Here is a 17,168-nt window from a genome sequence, read left to right as displayed (position 1 = left end):
GCGGAGCCCGGTCCGATCAGGGCTTGGGCGAGCTCGGCCGCCGCGTCGACCGCGTGCCGTGGCGGTCCCGACCGGCGACGGTCCGCAGGGCGCCGCCCCGTTCGATGATGCTCCGCGCCGCACGGTGCACGATCACCCGCGTCCCGTCGGCCGCCACCCGCGTCCGCTCGGTCCACACCCCGGCCCCGGAGCGCACCCCGCCTCGGGCGCCCGCGGCGTCCTCGCCCTCCGTGTCCACGCGGGTTCCCCGCTCCCCCGCGGTCGGGGCCGCCGGGCTGGCGTCCGCGGAGTCCGCGCCGCCCGGGGCCGCACCGGTCCCCGAACCCTCCGCCGCGGTCCGCTCGGCCGCCGACTCCGCCTCGGCCCGGCGCCGGTCCCGCTCCTCCCGCCACCGCCGCCAGGCGCGCGCGAGCGGCGTGGCGACCGGCCAGGTGACCGCGGCCGGGCGGGACAGGGCGTGCCAGAGGTAGGCGGTGGTGCCCCACGCCTCCATGGCGCGGCGCGCCCGCGTGATCGTGAAGAAGGTGGGCAGTGCCAGCAGCAGCTGCGGCCAGGCCAGCGCCAGGGCGGCCAGGAGCGGGTACAGGCCGCCGCCGATGAGGGACGCCGCGGCGCCGAGCAGCACCGGGACGAGGGCCAGGCACACCCGCAGGCTGGTGAACTGCCGGAAGCGGTGCAGGGACCGACGCGCGGAGACCGGCGGGGACAGCCCCTCCGGAAGCGGCGTCGGCTGGACGACCAGGGCCAGGAGCAGCGTCCCCACGCCCACCGAGGAGGCCAGGAGGATCGTCCACCCCGGCGCGGACAGACCACCCCCGACCACGAGGTAGACGAGGGCGAGGACCGGGATCGGCGCGGGGATCCAGAACAGGACCCTCCTGCGCAGCTCGCCCTCCTGTGTGGGCTGGAGCACGGCCTCGGTCGCCGTCTCGATCAGCCGGAAGCTCTTCCTCGGTCGCTCGACCACAGCCTTGACCCCCCAAGAACGTCGTGTCAGGGCGGCGCGGGAACCTCGCGTGTGCCCCTCCTCGCGGTCCCACCGGCGTCCCGCCCACCACAAAGTTATCCCTTTTCGTGTGGTCCCCGGGCGCACACGGGCAGTTACAGACATACCCGACCGGAGTGAAAGATCCATAAGTAGGCAGGTATGACGGGCAACGATCGGGTTACGGATGGATGCGCGACACGCGGCACGGCCTGCGAGGACCCCCTACGCGGCGCCCTCCAGCCGCCCCAGGGCCACGGCGATCCTGAGCACGAACGACCCGCGGCCGTCCGAGGGCGTGTGCCCGGTCAGTTCGGCGATGCGGCTGAGCCGGTACCGCACGGTGTTGGGGTGCACGAACAGCATCCGCGCCGTGGCCTCCAGCGACGACGCGTGTTCCAGGTACACCGACAGCGTGTCCAGCAGCGGCGACCCGGCCTTGGCCAGCGGGACGTGGACCTCCTCGACCAACTGCCGCCGCGCGTCGGCGTCCCCGTGCAGCGCGCGCTCGGGCAGCAGGTCGTCGGCGAGCACCGGGCGCGGCGCGTCGGGCCAGGCCACCGCCGCGCGCAGGCCGCTGACCGCCGCCCGCGCCGAGGACCCCGCGGCGCGCAGGTCGGGCACGGCCGGGCCGACCACGACCGGCCCCGGCCCGAACAGCCCGGCCAGGGGCTCCGCCGCGACGAGGGGCAGCTCCTCCTCCGGGTAGCGGTCGCCGACGCCGACCACGACGACCACCCGCGACCCCTGGCGGCCCGCGAGCACGTCGTGCCCGAGGCGCCGGGCGGCCGCGCGCAGGTCGTCCAGGACCTTGGCGCCGCCCTCGCCCTCCGTCTCCCCCGCCACGGCGATGACGGGGGTGTGCGACCAGCCCAGGGCCGACCCCCAGGTCTCCAGGCCCTCCTCCCGGTCGCCGTGCAGCAGCGCGTCGACGATGAGCGCCTCCAGGCGGGCGTCCCACGCGCCCCGGGCCTCGGCCGCCCGCGCGTAGACCTTCGCCGAGCTGAACGCCACCTCCCGCGTGTAGCGCAGCACCGCCTCGCGCAGCTGCTGGGCCCCGCCCGGCGCCGCGAGTTCGTCGACCTGGGCCTCGACCACGTCGATGACCACGCGGATCATGTCGACGGTCTGCTGGAGGGACACCGACCGGGTCAGCTCGCGCGGAGCCGTGCCGAACACCTCCACGGTGATCGCGGGCCGACCGCGCACGGGGTTGCGGAACCAGTCGACGAAGGCCGCCACCCCCGACTGCGCCACCAGGCCGATCCACGACCGGTCCTCGGCCGACATCCGGCGGAACCAGCCGAGCCGCTCGTCCATGCGCGCGACGGCGGCCGTGCCGAGCGCGCCCATGGAGCGCTCCAACCGCCGCACGGTCTCGGCGCGCACGCGGTCCTGCTCGGGCTGGTCCTGTCCCCCGCCGGAGGAGTCTCGGGCATCCTGGTCATGGGTGTTCACACCTCTAGGTTCGCATCCCGTGACCGCCCGGGGCGGCCCGCCCCGTGTCAGCCGCGCTCCGGAGCGCGCCGTCGGAGTCCCGCGTCCCAGTTGGCGCGCCCCTCCGGCTGCCCCGGAGTGATCTCTCACACTCAACGCGTACCTGCGGCTCCGCCCCTCGACTACCGTTTTGTGGAGGGCCTACAAACGACCCCGAGGGAACTTCGTGTCCCTCCCCCTCTGACTGGTGAACTCCCACAGGGCAAGGTTGATGACGTGCTTGTAATCGTTGCTCCAGGCCAAGGCGCCCAGGTCCCCGGCTTCCTCTCCCCGTGGCTCGAACTGTCCGGTGTCCCCGAACAGTTCGCCGCGTGGTCCGAGGTCACGGGTCTCGACCTGGTCCGCTACGGCACCGAGGCCGACGCGGACGAGATCCGCGACACGGCCGTCGCCCAGCCGCTGCTGGTCAGCGCCGGTCTGGCGGCCGCCTCCGCCATCCTGGGCACACTGACCACGCCCTCCCCGGCGCTGCCGGCCGACCGCGCCCTCGTGGACGCCGTCGCCGGTCACAGCGTGGGCGAGTTCACCGCCGCGGCGGTGGCCGGGGTCCTGTCCCCGCATGACGCCCTCGCGCTGGTCGCGGAGCGCGGCCGGGGCATGGCCGACGCCGCCGCGCGCACCGAGACCGGCATGACCGCCGTCCTCGGGGGCGTGCGCGAGGAGGTGCTCCAGGCCGTCGCGGACGCCGGGCTGACCCCCGCCAACGACAACGGATCCGGGCAGATCGTGGCCGCCGGGACCACCGAGCGGCTCGCCGCGTTCGCGGAGAACCCGCCCGCCCGCGCCCGACTGCGTCCCCTCTCCGTCGCCGGCGCGTTCCACACCGAGCACATGGCCCCCGCCGTGGAGCGCGTCCGCGCGGCCGCCGCTCCCCTGTCCCCCCAGGACCCCACGGTCCGGCTGCTGTCCAACGCCGACGGCGCCGTCGTCGAGCGCGGCTCGGAGTACCTCGACCGCCTCGTCTCCCAGATCTCCTCGCCGGTCCGCTGGGACTCCTGCACCCAGACCCTCGCCGACCTGGGCGTGACCGCCCTGATCGAGCTGACCCCGGCCGGCACCCTCACCGGCCTGGCCAAGCGGGCGCTGCGCGGGATCGAACTGCTCGCGGTGAAGACGCCGGACGACATCGACCGCGCCACCGCCCTCATCAAGGAGCACGCCGGGGTCAGCGCCCCGGCGGGCGCCGACCAGGAAGGCTGAGACATGTTCAACACCCCGAGCGCTCCCGCGGGCGCGACCATCGTCGCCTTCGGTGAGTACCAGCCCCCGCGGGTCGTGACCAACGCCGACCTGGAGGCCCGGGTCGAGACCACCGACGAGTGGATCCGCAGCCGCGTCGGCATCGAGGAGCGCCGCGTCGCCGGTCCCGAGGACACCGTGGCGAGCATGGGCGTGGCCGCGGGCGGCAAGGCGCTGGCGGCCAGCGGGCTGTCCCCCGACGACATCGACCTGGTGATCGTCGCCACGTGCACCGTCACCGACCAGATCCCCAACACCGCCGCGACGGTCGCCGCGCACCTGGGCATCACCGCCCCCGGCGCCTTCGACGTCAACGCCGCCTGCGCGGGCTTCTGCTACGCGCTCGGCGTCGCCTCGGACGCGGTGCGCGCCGGGAGCGCCCGCAACGTGCTGGTGGTCGGCTCCGAGAAGCTCAGCGACTGGGTGGACTGGGACGACCGGTCCACCTGCGTGATCTTCGCCGACGGCGCGGGCGCCGTCGTGGTCTCCGCGGCCGAGGAGCACGGCATCGGCCCCGTCGTCTGGGGCTCGGACGGCGACCGCGCCGACAAGATCTACCTGCGCGACCACAAGTACCTCTACCAGGAGGGTCAGGCGGTCTTCCGCTGGACCACCACGGAGCTGTACAAGGTCGCGCTGGAGGCCCTCGAGAGGGCCGGGGTGGAGCCCGGTGAGCTGACCGCGTTCGTGCCGCACCAGGCCAATCTGCGCATCGTGGAGTCGATCGCCCGGAAGCTGGGTGCGCCCCAGGCACTCGTGGCCCGCGATATCGTCACCGCTGGCAACACCTCCTCCGCGTCCATTCCCCTCGCGCTCTCGCGCATGGTCGGACGCGGAGAACTGCCCTCGGGGAGCATCGTGCTCACCCTGGGCTTCGGGGCGGGACTGGTCTACGCCGCTCAGGTGATCCGCATCCCCTGATCCCGCACCCCGGTCCGCGGTCACTCCGCACGAGCCGGCCCCGCACAGCGCGGGACGTCCCCGGAACAGAACGTCAAGCAAGGAGACACACGACATGGCCCACAGCGAGCAGGAGATCCTGACCGGCCTCGGCGAGATCATCGAGGAGATCGTCGGCACCGAGCCCTCCGAGGTCACTCCGGAGAAGAGCTTCGTCGACGACCTGGACATCGACTCGCTGTCCATGGTGGAGATCGCCGTCGCCGCCCAGGACAAGTTCGGCGTCGAGATCCCCGACGACCAGCTCAAGGACCTGAAGACGGTCCAGGACGTCATCACCTTCATCCAGAAGTAGCGTCCCCGGGTCGCCGGGGCCGGGAGCACCGGCCCCGGCGACCCCCTCCGCGAACCGCGGCGGCCGCGCGCCGCCCGGCCCCGTCCAGACATCCGCCAACGCCTCCCGGTTCCCCGCGTCCGGGTACGATCCACGAGAAGGGCGATCGGATCATGTCCAAGACCGATGTCGTCGTCACCGGCCTCGGCGCCACCACCCCCCTCGGGGGTGACGTCGCGACCACATGGTCCGCGCTCCTCGACGGCCGGTCCGGTGTCACCATGCTCGACCCCGACTGGCACGAGACGCTCCCGGTGCACTTCGCCGGGCGCATCGCGCAGGAGCCCGCCGAGAAGCTTCCCCGACCGAGGCTCCGCAGGCTCGACCGCACCCAGCAGTTCGCCCTGATCGCCGCCGAGGAGGCCTGGGCCGACGCGGGCAGCCCCGAGGTCGACCCCCTCCGCCTCGGTGTCGTCGTCTCCAGCGGTATCGGTGGCATCCTCACCATCCTCGAGCAGTACGACACCTTCCGTGAGAAGGGCTGGAAGCGGGTCTCCCCGTTCACCGTGCCCATGCTCATGCCCAACAGCCCCGCCGCCGCGGTCTCCCTGGAGTACGGCGCCCGTGCCGGCGCGCACGCCCCGGTCAGCGCCTGCGCGTCCAGCGCCGAGGCCATCGCCAACGCGATCGACATGATCCGCGACGGCCGCGCCGACATCGTCATCGCCGGAGGCACCGAGGCGGCGATCCACCCGCTCAACATCGCCTCGTTCGCGTCCATGCGCGCCCTGTCGACCCGCAACGACGACCCGCAGGGCGCCTCCCGCCCGTGGGACAAGGACCGTGACGGGTTCGTCATGGGCGAGGGCGCCGGGATCATCGTCCTGGAGTCCGCGGAGCACGCCGCCGGGCGCGGCGCCCGCGTGTACGCGCACGCCGCCGGTGTGGGCTACACCGCCGACTCCTACGACATCGTCCAGCCCGACCCCGAGGGCGCGGGCCAGGCCCGGGCGATCGACCTGGCCCTGGCCGACGGCGGCCTCGCGCCGAGCGACATCGTGCACGTCAACGCGCACGCCACGTCGACGCCCGCCGGCGACGTCGGCGAGACCCGCGCGATCCGCACCGCTCTGGGCGACAGCGCCACCGACCGCGTCGCGGTGACCTCGACCAAGTCGATGACCGGCCACCTGCTGGGCGGCGCGGGCGCCGTGGAGTCGATCGCCACGGTCCTGGCCCTGCACGACGGCCGCATCCCGCCGACGATCAACATCGAGGAGCTCGACCCGGAGGTCGTCGTGGACATCGTCCGCGACAAGCCCCGGGACATGCCCCCCGGCGACGTGGCGGCCATCAACGAGTCCTTCGGCTTCGGCGGGCACAACGTCGCCCTGGCGTTCCGCCGCGCCTGACCCGGCCTCTCCCGGGCGTCACGGCACCGCCGTGGCGCCCGTTCGCCGTGTCCGGCCCGGGTGACCGTGCGCGCACCGGCTGGGACTGCGTCCAGGTGAAGGTCTGCTGAACAGCGGCCCACAGGCCTTCTTCTCGGAATCGGGGCCCGTCACCATGGGAACGTGACTGTCCACTCGCCCCAGCATCTGGCCGAAATCCCGCATACCGACACGATCCCGCCGGCGCCCCGGCGCTCCTCCGGCTCCGTGACCTACCGGCCCGTCGTGGACCTCGACTCCGGAGCGGTCGTGGCCGTCGAGGTCGTCACGTCCCTGCCGCCGGCCAACCGGGACGGCGTCGCCGAGGTGACCACCCGGGAACAGGTCGTGGTCGCCGAGTGGCTGCTGACGCTGGTCAAGGAGGCGGCGGGCACCGAGAGCCTGCTGCCGCTCGTCCTTCCGCTGCCCGCGCGGACGCTGACCGCGGGCGACGAGTTCGTCTCGCTGGTCGAGAGTCGACTGCGCCAGGCGGGCCGACGCCCGCGCGACATCACGTTCATGCTCACCGCGGACCTGGCCGACCTGCCCCGTCAGACCGTCGCCGCCGGTGTGGCGCGGCTGCGCGCCGTCGGCTTCCGGTGCGGTTTCGGCAGCGCCCTCGTCCGGCCCGACCTGATCCTGGAGACCACGCCGTTCCTCGTCCGCCTGGACCCCACGATCGTGTCGGGGGTCTCCTCCGACCAACGGCGGACCACCATCGTCGAGGGGCTGGCCCGGATCGGCCGGGGCAGCGGGGTCTACGCGATGGCGGCGGGCGTGTCCAGCGCCGAGGACGTCGTCCGACTGCGCCGCTGCGGCCTGCGCGTGGGGACCGGTGACTTCTTCGCCGACAGCGACTGGCGGCCGGGCGAACGCGTGACGCCCGTGCCCGAACCCGTGCCGACCGACCAGGACCCGGGCGACGCCGGACCGCAGATCACCGAGTTCATGCTCCCGCCGGTGGGCTTCGACTCCGACTCCACCGCCGAGGAGATCATCGACGCGTTCACCGGCGACCCGGCGCTCAACAGCGTCATCCTCATCGACCACCGGGACCGCCCGCTGGGCGTCATCGACCGGACGCGGTTCCTGCTGTCGGTGACCGGCCGGTACGGGCACGCGCTGCACGCCAAGCGGCCCTCGATGCGGCTGGCGGAGTCGCCGAGGACCGTGCCCGCGTGGATGTCGGCGATCGCCGCGCTGCGTGTGGCCGGGCAGGACAACGCGCGCGTCTACGAGGACCTGATCGCCGTCAACTCCTACGGCCAGGTCGTGGGCGTGGTCCACGTGTCCGACCTGATCCAGTCGCTCTCACGCAGCTGATCCGGGTCCGCGCCGTCCCGGGCGCGCACCCGAGGCGTGCGGCGCGCGGCCGACCCCCGCCCGTGCCCGCTAGTGGCTGGGCGCGGGGCCCTTCGTGCCCGAGGGGCTGCTGGTCGGCACGCCCTCGTCCACGGTCTCGAACCCGCCGCGCTGCGCGGCCTCCTCGATGGCGCGCGCCATGCGCTCCCGGGTGGCCTCGTCGTGCAGGTAGTCCAGCGTGGGCCGCTTGGGCAGGCGGCCGTCGCCCGAGGACCGGCCCAGGGCACGGCGGCGCAGCCACGGCACCAGGTACTGGCGGGCCCAGCGGCGGTTCTCCCGACGGCGCAGGATGCGCGGCAGCTGCTGGGGCGGGGTGCTCCACGGGTCGGTCCAGGACTCACGGGAGCCCATCGGGAAGCCGAGCAGGTCGGCGACGCGGGCCGCGACGATCCGGTGCCCGGTGCCGTTGAGGTGGAGGCGGTCGTCGCTCCAGGCACGGGAGTCGGTGAGGGCGTTGAGCGCCCACAGGTCCACGATCTCGGTGCCGGTGCGCTCGGCGACGGCGCGCATGTGCATGCTGAACACGGCGATGCGGCCCCGGTAGTAGCGCAGGACGGGAATCCACCCGGTGTCGTGGCCGGACAGGATCACGACGCGGATCCCGGCGTCGCGCAGCCTCCGGATGCCCGTCTCGAACTGCTCGGCGAGTTCGTCCAGGTCCCCGCCGGGCCGCAGCACGTCGTTGCCGCCCGCCAGGACGGTCACCAGGTCCGGCTTCCACTCCAGGGTCTGGTCGAGCTGTTCACCGAAGATGTGCCGCATCCTGCGGCCGCGCACGGCGAGGTTCGCGTAGCGGAAGTCGGGTGCGTAGGAGCCGAGGTGCTCCGCGAGACGATCGGCGAAGCCTCGGTACTCGCCGTTCGGGCCGCTGTCGTCTTCCATCCCCTCGGTGATGCTGTCGCCGATCGCGACGTAGGACCGGATGGCGTCCGGTCTGCTCGCGCGCGCGGCCACTGGGGGATTCGTCTCTACGTCAGTCACGTCAACCAATCGTCCGGCTCGACCGCCCCACGCGCGCGTTGCGCCGAGGGCGCGCGGAACGGAAGTCTGGCAGGGGCCGCGATGCCGCCGCCCCGATCCGAACACCGTCGACCCCGGGCGGCCGCTGGGCGGCCCCCCGACCGAAGGGCGTTCGGACGAGGACAGTGCCCGATCAGCATACCCGTGACCGGTGTCAGCACGCCGGAACGGGGAGGGTTCGGGACGCGTCGGACACCCTGGTCCGGCCTGGTTCGGCGGGCGGCCCGCGCGCCGGAACCACCGGCCACGGCGGCCCTCCGCCACCCCCCGAAGGGTATGAGGTGGCTCACATCGACAGGGACCGCCGCGTCCGCGATGGCCCTTGTCACGGTCCCCGCACGGCCGGGTCACAGTCGGGTCGAGGGAGCCCGGGACGTCCTGGGGGTACCCATGTGGCTTCCGGCCACGTACGATCTCCGTCAAGTACTCACGGCGCCCCTGTCCCCCGGCACGCCGTGTCCGCTCACGGCACGACCGACCGGCCCCACCGGTCCGGCTCCCCATGGGTGAAGGGCGCGTACTGTGGTGCACCGAACCGAAGGCCCGTGCGGTTCCCTCCCAATTCACGTGCAGTCACCAGGAGGTCGAGGTCCCCAGCGGATGAACGCCGTCTCCCCGATCTGCCTCGTCGACCTCGCTCCCGCCCTGCGGTGGTCGCGGTCGCCGGACGTGGCACCCCTGCTCCACCACGACCGGCTCATCGACGGCTGGTGGCACTCCCTTCCCGTGGCCCGCGTGCTCGACATCGCCGGGCCGCCCTGGCTCGCCCACGGCATCGCCCGGCTGGCCACCGAACAGTGGGCGCACGTGCCGCTCAGCGAGTTCCTCCCGAGCCTGCGCACCCAACCGGTGGACTGCGCCGACCTGGCCGAGCCGGTACGCGGCGCGGTCACCGCGACCGCGGGCGACTGGGAGCACCTCATCTCCGCCAGCCCCCAGGAGATCCGGGAGTGGCCGATCCCCGGCTGCGGTGTCCTCGACATCGTCAGCACGGTGGCCTGGCGAGCCCTCCAGCCCTGCTGCGAACTGCCCAGCGGTCCCATGCCCTCCCCCGCGTTGATGCAGGAGGCCGTGCGCACGGTCGCGCACTGGCTGCCGGGCTCCGCCCCCGATCACGTGCGGAGCGCGCTGGAGTATCTCACCGCCGCGACGGGCGCGGCCGACGGGTCGGAGGTCTCCGAGGGTGCCGGGCTCGACCCGACACCTCCGCAGACCCCGGCGACCCGCGCCATCCGCACGCTTCGGGCCCTGCGCGCCCAACGCGCCGAGGACCAGTTCGCCCCGGAGGACGCCAGGACGGTCGAGGCCGCCGCGGTCGGACAGACGTCCGCGCCGACCGCCATGGTCAGCTCCGCCGCGATGATCCCGGGCGGGGTCCAGGGCGCCGAGGCCGTCGTCGCCGAGGGGCTCGGGGACCTGCGCTCGCAGTTCCGCAGCTCCCTGCTGGGCCCCGGACGCACGCTGCGCCGCCCCTCCTTCGGTCCGCCCAAGGCGATGCGCTCCGCGCCCGTGGAGGAGGAACCGTCCGCGCCCGCCCTGGGGGAGCACCCGCTGGTCGACCTGGTCGACGGCCTGTTCCGCTCCTGGCCCGACCTGGAGCGCACGGTGGCCGCGGAACGGCTCTTCGCCACCGACCCGATCAGCATCCGCGTGCTCTCCGAGCAGATCGCGGTGGACGTCAGCGAGATCCGGGCGGCCCAGCGCCGGGTCGAGGAACGCCTGCTGCGGTGGCTCAACTCCCCCGAGGGCGCGCCGATCACCAAGCACCTGCGCGAGCTGTCCGAGCAGCTGGGGTCGGCCACCACCATCGACCGGCTGATCAACGCGCACGCCGACCACGCCGTGAACGTGCCCACGCTGCACACGCCGCTGTGGCGGGTGGTCATCACCCTGTTCACCGACCGCCGGATGCACAACGGCTGGCTGATCGCCGACGACCCCAACCGCCTGCGCTGGCAGACCCGCGAGCTGCTGACCGACGCCCCGAGCCTCACCGAGGCGGGTATCCGCCTGGGGCAGATCGGCATCCGCCAGCAGGAGCTGCGGGCCTGGTTGCTGAGCACCCCGGGGGTGAGCCTCAAGGACGGGCACGTGTTCGTCGACCCGTCGGTGCCGATGGAGGCGCCCGCCAGCGGCTCGTCCGGCGGTTCCGGCGCCCGGACCGAGAACGGGCTGCCCATCCGGCGCCGTCCCGAGGGGCACGCGGCCCCGGCCGCCGAGGAGTCCCCCTCCGCTCCGGCGCCCGAGGTCCGCCCGCACAGAGCCGAGTACCCCCCGCCCGCGACCGCGCACCGACCCGACCCCGTGCCCTCCGGTCCGATCCCGGCCGTTCCCCCGCCCTCCGCGACCGCCCCGACGGGTCCCGTCGCCCCGGGCGACCCGGCGATGGCGGCGCGGTGCTTCCGCGCCCCGGACGGGCGCTGGTGGCACCGGGTCGACATCACCGCCGACCACCTCAACGGCGCTCCCGTGGCGGTCCCGGCGCGCTACGCGACGCATCTGGGCCTCCAGCCGGGCCGTCTGCTGTGCCTGACCGCCCCCGGCGCGGACCTGCTCGTGCTCGTGTGGCGCGACCAGCCCGCGTTCGACTCCCTGCGTCCGCTGCTGCGGCGGCAGGCGGCCCAGCCCGGTGACCGGATGTTCATCACCGTCGCCGGCGACCGGCTCGACGCCCGCAAGCTGCCGTCGACCGACCTGAGCGGCTACTCACCCGCCGGGCGCGCCCTGCACCTGAGCGGGTACACCGCGCACGCCTCCACCGAGGAGTCGCTGCGGATCCTGGCCCGACGGATCAGCGAGGACGACGCCGCCCTCGCCGACCCCCAGTCGCTCATCGACCGGCTCGAACTGCGCGGGGACACCGACATCGCCGGAGAACTGCGCGCCGGGCTGTTCGCCGCCCGCTGACCGACCACGCCGTGAGGGCCCCCGGGCGGACCGCCCGGGGGCCCTCACGGGTTCACGGCACACAGGACTACCCTCGGAGACGCAATGCATGTAGGTTAGCCTTACCTAAGAGAGGTGAGGTGATCCTCATGCGCGCGTTCCGCCGTGCCCTGGAGCCGTCCCCCGCCGAACGCGCGCGTTCGGTCCTGGCCCGCCCCAACCCCGCGACCGTGACCACCGCCGACCTGTCGGTGGACCTGCCCGCCCCCGTCTGCCACACCGGCCCGGACGACGAGATCACGCTGTTGGTCCCCGACGGGCATCCGATCCTGAACGAGGTCGGCGCGGGGTCCCTGGAGGCGACCGTCGAGTTCATCGACGTCGCCCCGCTGGACCTGCGCGACCCCACCCGCTCCCTGCTGTGGATCAGCGGCGAGCTGGGCGTTCCGGACCCGGACGAGGCGCGCGAGCTGGCGCTGAACGTCCTGGCCGCGGACCCGGACGAGCGCCTCCTCGACCTCGGGCACGGGTTCACCATGGTCGTCCTGGCGCCCCACCTGATCGTGCACTCCGCCCAGGACGGCTGCCACCTGCTCCACCCGGGCGAGTTCGGGCGCGCCCGCCCCGACCCGTTCGGCCGTTGGGAGGGCCCGTGGCTGCGCCACCTGGAGGAGGCCCACGCCGACCTCCTGTACGCGCTCCTGGAGTGGTGCGACACCCCGCTCCCGGACGGCCGCCCCCGCCCGCTGGGGGTGGACCGCTTCGGCCTGCTGCTGCGTCTGGAGTCCGCCGACGGCGACCACGACGTGCGCATCCCGTTCCGCCGCCCGGCACGGACCCCGCACGACGTCGCCCACGAGGTCCACGTCCTGGCCGGTATCGCCCACCACCGCTGAGCGGGGTGGCGGACACCTACGCCACTCGGCCCGGTCCGACGACGGGCGCGGTCAGCGCAGCACCCCGGCGAGCAGGCGCACCCCCTCGTCGATCTCGTGGGCTCCCGCCGTGGCCGCGAAGCTGAGCCTCAGGTGCGGCCCCGGCGGTTCGGCCGGGAAGTAGACGTGGCCCGGGGCCACGGCGACTCCCGAGCGGAGCGCTTCGGCGACGACCCCGCGCTCGTCCGCGCCCTCGGGCAGCGGGAGCCACAGGTGGTAGCCGCCGCGCCGCGAGACCGGCTGCTCCAGCCCGGGCAGTTCCCTGAGCAGGGCGGCCGTCATCGCGGTGCGGCGCTCGGCCAGTCCAGCCGCGAGCGCGCCCAGGTGGCGGCGCCAGGCGGGGGAACCGACCAGTTCCAGGGTCGCCTCCTGGAGGGGGCGCGGCACGAAGAAGCTGTCGACCACCTGGATGGCGCGCAGACGGCGCAGTACCGGGCCCCGGGCGGCCAGGGCGCCCACCCGCAGGCTCGGCGAGGTGGCCTTGGTCAGGGAGCAGACGTGCACGACGGTGCCGTGCTCGTCGTCGGCGGCCAGCGGCGGTGGCTGCGACCCGGCGTCGGCGTGGGCCAGGCGCCGGGCGAAGTCGTCCTCCACGACGAAGGCGCCCGCCTCCCGCGCGATCCGCAGGACCCGCGCCCTGCGTTCGGGGGCGAGCACGGCGCCCGTGGGGTTGTGGAAGAGCGGCTGGCAGACGAGCACGCGCGCCCCGGTGGCGCGGAAGGCCCCCTCCAGCAGTTCCGTGCGCAGCCCGTCGGCGTCCACGGGCACCGGAACCGGCCGCATCCCGCAGGCGCGCGCCACCGCCAGGAGCCCCGCGTAGGTGGGCGACTCCACCAGGACTGACCCGCCGGGCGGGGCGAGGGCGCGCAGCGCGGTGGTGAGCGCGCTCTGCCCTCCCGCCGTGATCAGGACGTGCGAGGCGTCCAGGTGCCCGGTGGGACCGGTGATCTCGCGCGCGAACCAGCCGCGCAGCTCCTCGATCCCCCCGATCGGCGGCTGCTCCCACACGCCCGGCCGGCGCGCGGCGCCCGCCAGGGCGGCGGCCATCGCCCGGTCGGGTCGGAGCGAGGGGTGCAGGTAGCCGCCCTGGAAGGAGATCGTGCCCGGCGGCGGCGCGGCGAGCGTCGCCAGGACCCCGGCGTCCTCGACGGAGCGGGGCACGGAACCGCCGGGCCCGGTCGCGGTCTCCGCGCTGAGCGCGACCTCCTGCCACGAGGTATCCCCGCCGCGCCGGGCCGGGGCCGACCGCTCGGCCCGGAAGGCTCCGGCTCCGGGCCGGGTGACGAGCACGCCCTCGGCCGCCAGTTGGGCGACGGCCCGGGAGACGGTCACGGGACCGACGCCGTACCGCTCCACCAGCGCGCGGCTCGACGGCAGCTTCTCCCCGGGCTGGTAGCGCTCGAAGTCACGACGCAGCGATGCGGCGAGAGCGCCCACACTGCTACTCTCTTTCATGAGAGTACAGAATAGCGCTATCGACGAGAATCCGGTAGCGGTCCGCACCGGAACCACCCTCGCCGCCCTGGGCGTGCTCAGCTTCTCGTTCAGCCTCCCCGCCACGGCCTGGGCACTGGACGGATTCGGCCCCTGGACCGTGACGGCCGTGCGCTGCGCCCTGGCCGGGCTGCTGGCCGCCGTGGCGCTACGGGTGGCACGGGTACCGCTACCCGACCGCCGACAGATCGCCCCGATCCTGGTCGTGGCCCTGGGGTGCGTGGTGCTCTTCCCGCTCCTGAGCACGCTCGCCCTCCAGACCACCTCCACCGGGAACGCCGCGGTCGTCGTGGGCGCGATGCCCATCGCCACCGCCGCCTACGCCGCCGTGCGCACGGGCGTGCGCCACTCCCCCGTGTTCTGGGCCGCCGCGGTGGCCGGGACCGCCGTGGTCGTCGCGTTCACGTTCCTGCGCAGCGGCGGCGTCCCCTCGACCGGAGACCTGTACATGATCGGCGCGGTCGTGGGCGGCGCCGCCGGGTACGCGGAGGGCGGCCGCCTCGCCGCCCGGACGCCCGGGTGGCGGGTCATCGCCTGGGCGCTGGTGTTCTCGCTGCCGGTGTTCGTCCCGGCGTCGGCGCTCGCCCTGGCGTGGGAGCCGGCGCACCCCACTCCGACAGCGGTGACCGGACTGGCCTACCTCGTGCTCATCAGCCAGTTCGGCGGTTTCGTGGCCTGGTACGGCGGCATGGCGATCATCGGTGTGGCCCGGGGCAGCCAGCTCCAGCTCGCCCAGCCCGTGCTCACCCTGTCGTGGGCGGTGCTGCTGCTGGGCGAGCCCCTCACACCCGCCGCTCCGATCGCCGCCGTGGCCGTGCTGGCCTGCATCATCGTCACCCAGAGAGCGAGATAGCACAAGCGGGCCGGAACCCCGCAGGGTCCCGGCCCGCCCGCACGCTCGACGCGTTCCTCAGACGTTGAAGCCCAGCATGCGCAGCTGGTCCCGCCCGTCGTCGGTGATCTTGTCCGGACCCCACGGCGGCATCCAGACCCAGTTGATCCTGACCTCGCGCTCGAACTCGTCCAGGGCGCTGGTGGCCTGGTCCTCGATCACGTCGGTCAGCGGGCACGCCGCGCTGGTCAGGGTCATGTCCAGGGTGATGATGTCGTCATCGGCGCTCACCCCGTACAGCAGCCCCAGGTCCACGACGTTGACGCCCAGCTCGGGGTCGATCACGTCCTTGAGCGCCTCGCTGATCTCCTCGACCAGCTGCTCGGCCTCGGGGGACAGGGGCGCGGCGGACTCGGCGCCCTCGGCGGCCCCGGCCTTCACCGTCTCGTTCTCGCTCATCGGGCGCCTTCCTTCTCCAGGGACTTCGACACAGCGTCCTTCCAGGCCATCCACCCCAGCAGGGCACACTTGACCCGCGCCGGGTACTTCGACACGCCGGCGAAGGCCACCGCGTCCTCCAGCACGTCCTCGTCGGGCTCGCCCCGGCCCCTGGACTGCATGAGTTCGGTGAAGGCCTCCAGGGTGGCCATGCCCTCGGCGACCGTGCGCCCGATCAGCAGGTCGGTGAGCACCGAGGTGCTGGCCTGGCTGATCGAGCAGCCCATCCCCTCGTAGGAGACGTCGCTGACGACCGCCCTGTCGTCGAGGGCCGCCCCGTCGGAGGGGGTCAGCGCCACCCGGAGCGTCACCTCGTCCCCACAGGTGGGGTTGATGTGGTGCGCCTCCGCGTTGTGCGGGTCCCGCAGTCCCTTGTGGTGGGGGTTGCGGTAGTGGTCCAGGATGATCTCCTGGTACATCGCGTCCAGCTGCATGGTCAGGCTGTTCCTCGCTCGCTTCAGGGCCGGGTTCCGAAGAACCGCTGCGCGTCCTGGATCGCCGACACGAGCGCGTCCACGTCCTCCAGGGTGTTGTAGAGGTAGAACGACGCGCGCGTGGTCGCGGGGATGCCGAGCCTGCGGTGCAGCGGCCAGGCGCAGTGGTGGCCCACCCGCACCTCCACGCCCCGGTCGTCCAGGACCTGACCCAGGTCGTGGGGGTGGATGCCGTCCACGACGAACGACACCGCGCTCCCGCGGTCCACGGCCTCAGTGGGACCGATGATCCGCACGCCCTCGACGGCGCCCACCCGCTCCAGCGCGTACGCCGTGAGCCGGTGTTCGTGCTCGGCCACCCGGTCCATGCCCACCTCGCTGAGGTAGTCACAGGCCGCGGCCAGGGCGACCGCCTGCGGCGCCATGGGCACCCCGGCCTCGAACCGCTGCGGCGGCTCGGCCCACGTGGAGTACTCCATGTGCACGACGCCGATCATGGACCCGCCGGTGATGAACGGCGGCATGGCCTCCAGCAGCTCCCGCCGGGCCCACAGGACGCCGATCCCGTTGGGACCGAGCATCTTGTGCCCGGAGAAGGCCAGGAAGTCCACGCCCAGCTCGGCGACGTCCACCGGCATGTGCGGGACCGACTGGCAGGCGTCCAGCAGCACCAGCGCACCGACCTCGCGGGCGCGGGCGACGATGGTCGCCACCGGGTTGACCGTGCCCAGCACGTTGGACTGGTGGGCGAAGGCCACCATGCGGGTGCGCTCGTTGACCAGGTCGTCCAGGTCGGACAGGTCGAGGCGCCCCTCCTCGGTGACCGGGAACCACCGCAGCGTCGCACCGGTGCGCTGGCACAGCTGCTGCCAGGGCACCAGGTTGGCGTGGTGCTCCATCTCGGTGACGACGATCTCGTCCCCGGGCCCCACCTCGAAGCGGCGGAGCCCGTCGTCGGCCGTGGCCGCGTTGCTCATCGCGTAGGCGACGAGGTTGATCGCCTCGGTGGCGTTCTTGGTGAACACCACCTCACCGGGGACCGCCCCGACGAACCGGGCGATGGTCTCCCGGGCGGCCTCGTAGGCGTCGGTCGCCTCCTCCGCGAGCTGGTGGGCGCCGCGGTGCACGGCCGCGTTGTGGCGCTCGTAGAACTCGCGTTCGGCGTCCAGTACCCGTCTCGGCTTCTGGGAGGTCGCCCCTGAGTCGAGGTACACCAGAGGGCGCTCGTCACGGACGGTCCGGGAGAGGATCTCGAAGTCCTTCCGGATCGCCTGGGTGTCGAGCGGGCCCGTCCCGGGCCGACCGAACTCGCGGAGGGTCAC

15 protein-coding genes are annotated in these 17,168 nt (G+C 73.8%); 8 read left to right on the top strand and 7 right to left on the bottom strand.

All coding sequences use genetic code 11. The features are described from left to right. Positions 1-16: 16 nt before the first annotated feature. Entirely contained in the window at positions 17-967 is a 951-nt protein-coding gene (locus AB0I72_RS16655; RefSeq protein ID WP_358568778.1) for a hypothetical protein, read from the bottom strand. A 243-nt stretch (positions 968-1,210) separates the two neighbouring features. Then, positions 1,211-2,443 carry a helix-turn-helix domain-containing protein gene (locus AB0I72_RS16650; protein ID WP_358568775.1) on the bottom strand — a complete coding sequence of 411 codons (1,233 nt, stop codon included), beginning with the start codon at positions 2,441-2,443 and terminating at the stop codon, positions 1,211-1,213. A gap of 255 nt (positions 2,444-2,698) precedes the next feature. On the opposite strand from AB0I72_RS16650, the gene AB0I72_RS16645 reads away from it, so the two are divergent. The 5 genes from AB0I72_RS16645 (at position 2,699) to AB0I72_RS16625 (ending at position 7,708) form a co-directional block, all read left to right on the top strand. Beyond that, positions 2,699-3,682, top strand: coding sequence for an ACP S-malonyltransferase (locus AB0I72_RS16645; RefSeq protein WP_358568772.1), 984 nt, complete (start codon positions 2,699-2,701; stop codon positions 3,680-3,682). A 3-nt stretch (positions 3,683-3,685) separates the two neighbouring features. Continuing rightward, a complete protein-coding gene (locus AB0I72_RS16640; RefSeq protein ID WP_358568769.1) occupies positions 3,686-4,642 on the top strand; it encodes a beta-ketoacyl-ACP synthase III in 957 nt (318 codons plus the stop codon). A 94-nt stretch (positions 4,643-4,736) separates the two neighbouring features. Next, on the top strand, positions 4,737-4,976 hold the full coding sequence (locus AB0I72_RS16635; RefSeq protein WP_017598397.1) for an acyl carrier protein: 240 nt from the start codon (positions 4,737-4,739) through the stop codon (positions 4,974-4,976). A gap of 152 nt (positions 4,977-5,128) precedes the next feature. Further along, on the top strand, positions 5,129-6,367 hold the full coding sequence (gene fabF, locus AB0I72_RS16630; RefSeq protein ID WP_358568766.1) for a beta-ketoacyl-ACP synthase II: 1,239 nt from the start codon (positions 5,129-5,131) through the stop codon (positions 6,365-6,367). A 195-nt stretch (positions 6,368-6,562) separates the two neighbouring features. Continuing rightward, positions 6,563-7,708 carry an EAL domain-containing protein gene (locus AB0I72_RS16625; protein ID WP_358569238.1) on the top strand — a complete coding sequence of 382 codons (1,146 nt, stop codon included), beginning with the start codon at positions 6,563-6,565 and terminating at the stop codon, positions 7,706-7,708. A gap of 69 nt (positions 7,709-7,777) precedes the next feature. Here the strand turns inward: AB0I72_RS16625 and AB0I72_RS16620 are convergent, their stop codons facing one another. Next, the gene (locus AB0I72_RS16620) at positions 7,778-8,728 is read right to left on the bottom strand and encodes an SGNH/GDSL hydrolase family protein (RefSeq protein ID WP_358568763.1); all 951 of its coding nucleotides are present in this window, start codon (positions 8,726-8,728) and stop codon (positions 7,778-7,780) included. Between the two features lie 639 nt (positions 8,729-9,367). On the opposite strand from AB0I72_RS16620, the gene AB0I72_RS16615 reads away from it, so the two are divergent. Further along, positions 9,368-11,674 (top strand): hypothetical protein, encoded by a 2,307-nt coding sequence (locus tag AB0I72_RS16615; RefSeq protein ID WP_358568760.1) that lies wholly within the window; start codon positions 9,368-9,370, stop codon positions 11,672-11,674. A 128-nt stretch (positions 11,675-11,802) separates the two neighbouring features. Continuing rightward, entirely contained in the window at positions 11,803-12,549 is a 747-nt protein-coding gene (locus tag AB0I72_RS16610; RefSeq protein ID WP_358568757.1) for a DUF2470 domain-containing protein, read from the top strand. A gap of 51 nt (positions 12,550-12,600) precedes the next feature. Here the strand turns inward: AB0I72_RS16610 and AB0I72_RS16605 are convergent, their stop codons facing one another. After that, on the bottom strand, positions 12,601-14,043 hold the full coding sequence (locus tag AB0I72_RS16605; protein WP_358568754.1) for a PLP-dependent aminotransferase family protein: 1,443 nt from the start codon (positions 14,041-14,043) through the stop codon (positions 12,601-12,603). Between AB0I72_RS16605 and AB0I72_RS16600 the strand changes: the two genes are divergently transcribed. After that, positions 14,042-14,935: a DMT family transporter gene (locus AB0I72_RS16600; protein ID WP_358568751.1), complete on the top strand. Its 894-nt coding sequence runs from the start codon at positions 14,042-14,044 to the stop codon at positions 14,933-14,935. The genes AB0I72_RS16605 and AB0I72_RS16600 overlap by 2 nt on opposite strands. Before the next feature lie 57 nt (positions 14,936-14,992). On the opposite strand, the gene AB0I72_RS16595 is transcribed toward AB0I72_RS16600, so the two are convergent. Genes AB0I72_RS16595 through AB0I72_RS16585 form a run of 3 tightly spaced genes read right to left on the bottom strand, consistent with a single transcriptional unit; the run spans position 14,993 to position 17,168 of the window. Further along, positions 14,993-15,373 (bottom strand): metal-sulfur cluster assembly factor, encoded by a 381-nt coding sequence (locus AB0I72_RS16595; RefSeq protein ID WP_358568748.1) that lies wholly within the window; start codon positions 15,371-15,373, stop codon positions 14,993-14,995. Next, on the bottom strand, positions 15,370-15,846 hold the full coding sequence (gene sufU, locus AB0I72_RS16590) for a Fe-S cluster assembly sulfur transfer protein SufU (RefSeq protein ID WP_358568745.1): 477 nt from the start codon (positions 15,844-15,846) through the stop codon (positions 15,370-15,372). Before sufU ends, AB0I72_RS16595 begins: the two co-directional genes overlap by 4 nt. A 23-nt stretch (positions 15,847-15,869) precedes the next feature. Further along, positions 15,870-17,168, bottom strand: coding sequence for a cysteine desulfurase (locus tag AB0I72_RS16585; protein ID WP_358568742.1), 1,299 nt, complete (start codon positions 17,166-17,168; stop codon positions 15,870-15,872).

It is taken from the genome of Nocardiopsis sp. NPDC049922, assembly GCF_040660275.1.
Lineage (GTDB): Bacteria > Actinomycetota > Actinomycetes > Streptosporangiales > Streptosporangiaceae > Nocardiopsis.
This window is presented reverse-complemented; position numbering and strand designations above follow the sequence as displayed.